The organism is Cupriavidus basilensis (assembly GCF_029335485.1).
GTDB lineage: Bacteria > Pseudomonadota > Gammaproteobacteria > Burkholderiales > Burkholderiaceae > Cupriavidus > Cupriavidus basilensis_E.
Genome location: NZ_JARJLM010000716.1, coordinates 1 through 3,747, shown reverse-complemented (window position 1 = coordinate 3,747; position 3,747 = coordinate 1). Strand labels below are relative to the sequence as shown.

General features: G+C 66.4%; 4 protein-coding genes. 3 read left to right on the top strand and 1 reads right to left on the bottom strand.

The genetic code is table 11. The features are described 5' to 3' along the window. A partial coding sequence (locus tag P3W85_RS44045; protein WP_276269449.1) for a cache domain-containing protein occupies positions 1 to 1,111 on the bottom strand: 1,111 nt, incomplete at its 3' end. 412 nt (positions 1,112 to 1,523) lie between these two features. Here P3W85_RS44045 and P3W85_RS44040 point away from each other — a divergent pair. From P3W85_RS44040 to P3W85_RS44030, 3 genes are all read left to right on the top strand, one after another. Beyond that, positions 1,524 to 2,159, top strand: coding sequence for a PepSY-associated TM helix domain-containing protein (locus P3W85_RS44040; protein WP_276269448.1), 636 nt, complete (start codon positions 1,524 to 1,526; stop codon positions 2,157 to 2,159). 112 nt (positions 2,160 to 2,271) lie between these two features. Then, a complete protein-coding gene (locus P3W85_RS44035) occupies positions 2,272 to 2,796 on the top strand; it encodes a DUF2271 domain-containing protein (protein WP_276269447.1) in 525 nt (174 codons plus the stop codon). A gap of 126 nt (positions 2,797 to 2,922) precedes the next feature. Then, positions 2,923 to 3,747, top strand: coding sequence for a DUF4198 domain-containing protein (locus tag P3W85_RS44030; protein ID WP_276269446.1), 825 nt, complete (start codon positions 2,923 to 2,925; stop codon positions 3,745 to 3,747).

Below are 3,747 nucleotides of genomic sequence, written 5' to 3'. Positions count from 1 at the left end.
AGGCGATGCCTTCGATCACGCCGATGATGTCCACCACCTTGCTCGAGGCCGCTTTGATCTCGCCCATGGTGTTGACCACTTTGCCGACAATGGCGCCGCCTCGCACCGCGATTTCCGAGGCGCCTTCGGCCAGGCGGCTGGCCTGGCGGGCGTTATCGGCACTCTGGCGCACGGTGCCGGTGAGCTGCTCCATGCTGGCCGCGGTCTGCTCCAGCGACGCGGCCTGCTCCTCGCTGCGGCGCGACAGGTCGGAATTCCCGGCGGCAATCTCCCTTGCCGCGTTGGCGATCGAATCGGCCGAGCCGCGAATGCTGCCAATCGCGCCGGTCAGCCGGTTCTGCATCTGTTGCATGGCGAACAGCACGCTGTGGCGGTCTCCGGGGGCGGTGTCCACCTGGCTGGCGAGGTCGCCTTCGGCAATACGCGCGGCGATCCGCGAAGTCAGCGCCGGCTCACCGCCAAGCTGTTTGTGCAGCCCGTTGGCAATGCGCAGTACCACCACGGTCATCACCGTGCCGATGCCCAGCAGCAGGGCCAGGGACTTGAACAGCGCCTGGCGGAAGGCTGCGTCGATATCGTCCAGGTAGACGCCTGCGATGAAATTCCAGTCCCAGGGCTTGAAGTTCGCCACGTAGCTCAGCTTGGGCTGCGGCACCTCGGAACCGGGCTTGGCCCACATGTAATGCACATAGCCTTGTCCCACGCCCTTGCCGATGGCGGCGATATCGCGGAACAGAAAGGTGCCGTTGGGGTCCTTCATGGTTTCCATGTTCTTGCCGTTCATCTCCGGCTTGAAGGGGTGCATCACCACCACGGCATCCGAACGCATCAGCGTGAAATAACCGTCGTCGCCGAAGCGCATGGCGCGCACGCGCTCCAGCGCCTGCTGCCTGGCTTCGTCCATCGGCAGCTTGCCGCTGCGGCCCAGCGCCTCGTAATCCTTCGCGACCGACAGCGCGGTCTCGGTGACGTGGGCGAGGTCCAGCTTGCGCTCCTCCAGCCTCAGCTCGCGCATCTGCCAGGCATCCCACATCGTCAGTCCGAGCAGGCAGACCCAGCTCAGAAGCAGTGGCAACAACAATTTCTTCCTCAGGCTCAGACGCTCCAGCATTCTTTCTCCCCCGGTTTTCTAGGTATCGATTCAAGGCGCTTCTGATGCGATAACGGCGGCGGATAAGACAAACTTGACGGTGCGGCGCTAGGGGATTTCCTCAGGTTCGGCAAGGGTTGCAGGGCAACGGGCCCGTGCGTGCGCGGTACCGCACAATACATTTGCCCGATCTGACGGATGCTGCTCGCGGTGTCCGTTTGTAATGCGAAGTAACAGCCACCGCGGCAGCCGGCATTGCGATTTCAAATGAGAACCATTATCCTTTCGCTTTATTTGCCGAACCGCTCGCCTGGTACAGGTGGCGCAGCGACAGCGCAGACCAGGCAAGCCGACGAGTGAGGCGACCGGATAGCGGGCTGCCGGGAGCCACAGGCCCCGCCAGGCCAGGCGAGCGGGCGCCGGAATAACCACCATGACCGAAATATCGCTGGGGGCCGGCCAACAACGCCGGGCCTTCTGGCTCAAGCACCTGCACCAATGGCACTGGATCAGCTCGGCGCTTTGCCTGATTGGCATGCTGCTGTTTGCCGTCACCGGATTCACGCTTAACCACGCCGGCCAGATCGAGGCTCGCCCGCAAGTGGCCACGCGCACCGCCTCCGCGCCGGCCAGCCTGACGGCCGCGTTGCGGCAGGCCGCGCACGGCGAGAAAGGCCCGGTGCCGGTTGCCCTGGCCGACTGGCTCGCGCGGGAACTCGATATCGATGCCGCCGGCCGCGAAGCCGAGTGGTCGGGCGACGAGATCTATGTCTCGCTGCCGCGCCCGGGTGGCGACGCCTGGGTCAGCCTGGCGCTGGACAGCGGCGAAGTGCAGTACGAGAAGACCACGCGCGGCTGGGTCTCGTACCTGAACGACCTGCACAAGGGCCGCAATACCGGCCGCGCCTGGAGCCTGTTTCTCGATGTGTTCGCGGCCGCCTGCCTGATCTTCAGCATCACCGGGCTGTTCCTGCTCAAGCTGCACGCCGGTGGCCGCATGGCGACCTGGCCGCTGGTCGGGCTGGGACTGGTGGCGCCCCTGTTGCTGGCGCTGCTGTTCATTCATTGAAGCGCCACCGGTGCCGGCCGCCTTGGGCGTGCCTTGCAGCGCCCGCGAACACATTTGCCGGTCACACCCGGTTTCCAGTCCACAGTTAGCAGCTTACAAACGAGGTCTTGCTATGCGCCGATTGCTTACCGTCACTCTTACCGGCATGGCTGCCGTTCCCTTCGCCAGCCCGGCGGTGGCGGCCGAAATGAACGTCAAGGTCGAGATTCCCCGGCTGAGCGTCGCCGAATACCACCGCCCCTATGTCTCGATGTGGGTCGAGCGCGCGGACCAGAGTCCGGCCGGCACGCTGGCGGTCTGGTATGACGTCAAGCACAAGGACGGCGAAGGCACCAAGTGGCTCAAGGACATGCGCCAGTGGTGGCGCAAGGCCGGGCGCGATATGCAGATGCCCGCCGACGGCGTTTCCGGCGCCACGCGCGCACCCGGAGAGCACACGCTCACTTTCACCGATGCCAGGACGCAGCTGGGCAAGCTGCCCGCGGGCGACTACCAGCTGGTGGTGGAAGCCGCCCGCGAGGTTGGCGGGCGCGAACTGCTGCGCGTGCCCTTCGCGTGGCCGCCGAAGGCAGCGGCTTCGGCCAAGGCCAAAGGCGAGCACGAGCTGGGCGGCGTGACGGTCGACCTGAAGCCCTGAGCCCGGCCCGACAGCCAAGCCCCAATAGCCAGAACCCAGAGAGAACCCAGAGCCTTTGACGGATCGAACTCCTGGACGGCCCCGCGCCGTCCCCGGTCCGGCCCCGCATTCCTTAGGAGCATGACGATGAAGACTTTCGCCACCAAACTCTCCATCCAGGCCGCCGCGCTGGCCCTGGCCGCGCTGGTGCCGCTGGCTGCCCACGCGCACCGCCAGTGGCTGCTGCCGTCGGCCACCGTGCTGTCGGGCAGCGACCCGTGGGTGACCGTCGACGCCGCCGTGTCGAACGACCTGTTCTACTTCGAGCACGTGCCGTTGCGGCTGGACAACCTCGCCGTGACCGCGCCGGACGGCGCCGCGGCCAAGGTAGAGAACGCGAGCACCGGCCGCTATCGCAGCACCTTCGACGTGCACCTGACCCAGCCCGGCACCTATAAGGTGGCCGTGGTCAATCATGGATTGTTCGCCAGCTACAAGGAAAACGGCCAGGCCAAGCGCTGGCGCGGTTCTCCCGAAGCCTTCGCCAAGGAAGTGCCGGCCGGCGCGCAGGACCTGCAGGTGACGCAGGCCGACAGCCGCCTGGAGGCCTTCGTCACGGCCGGCAAGCCGACCGCCAAGGTGCTGCAGACCACCGGCCGCGGGCTGGAGCTGGCGCCGGCCACGCACCCGAACGACCTGGTTGCCGGCGACGCCGCCAGCTTCCGCCTGCTGCTCGACGGCAAGCCCGCCGGCAACGTCAAGGTTGCCGTGGTGCCGGGCGGCATCCGCTACCGCGACCAGTTGCAGGAGCTGTCGTTCACCACCGACGCTGATGGCAAGTTCAGCGTCAAGTGGCCGGCCCCGGGCATGTACTGGATGGAAGCCGAGGTGCGCGACGACAAGGTCGCGATCAAGGAAGCCAAGACGCGCCGCGCGAGCTACGCCGCCACGGTGGAAGTGCTGCCGCAGTAA

Coding starts and splice junctions, on each gene's coding strand:
- P3W85_RS44040 (WP_276269448.1), top strand. CDS start 1,524: ATGACCGAAATATCGCTGGGGGCCGGCCAACAACGCCGGGCCTTCTGG.
- P3W85_RS44035 (WP_276269447.1), top strand. CDS start 2,272: ATGCGCCGATTGCTTACCGTCACTCTTACCGGCATGGCTGCCGTTCCC.
- P3W85_RS44030 (WP_276269446.1), top strand. CDS start 2,923: ATGAAGACTTTCGCCACCAAACTCTCCATCCAGGCCGCCGCGCTGGCC.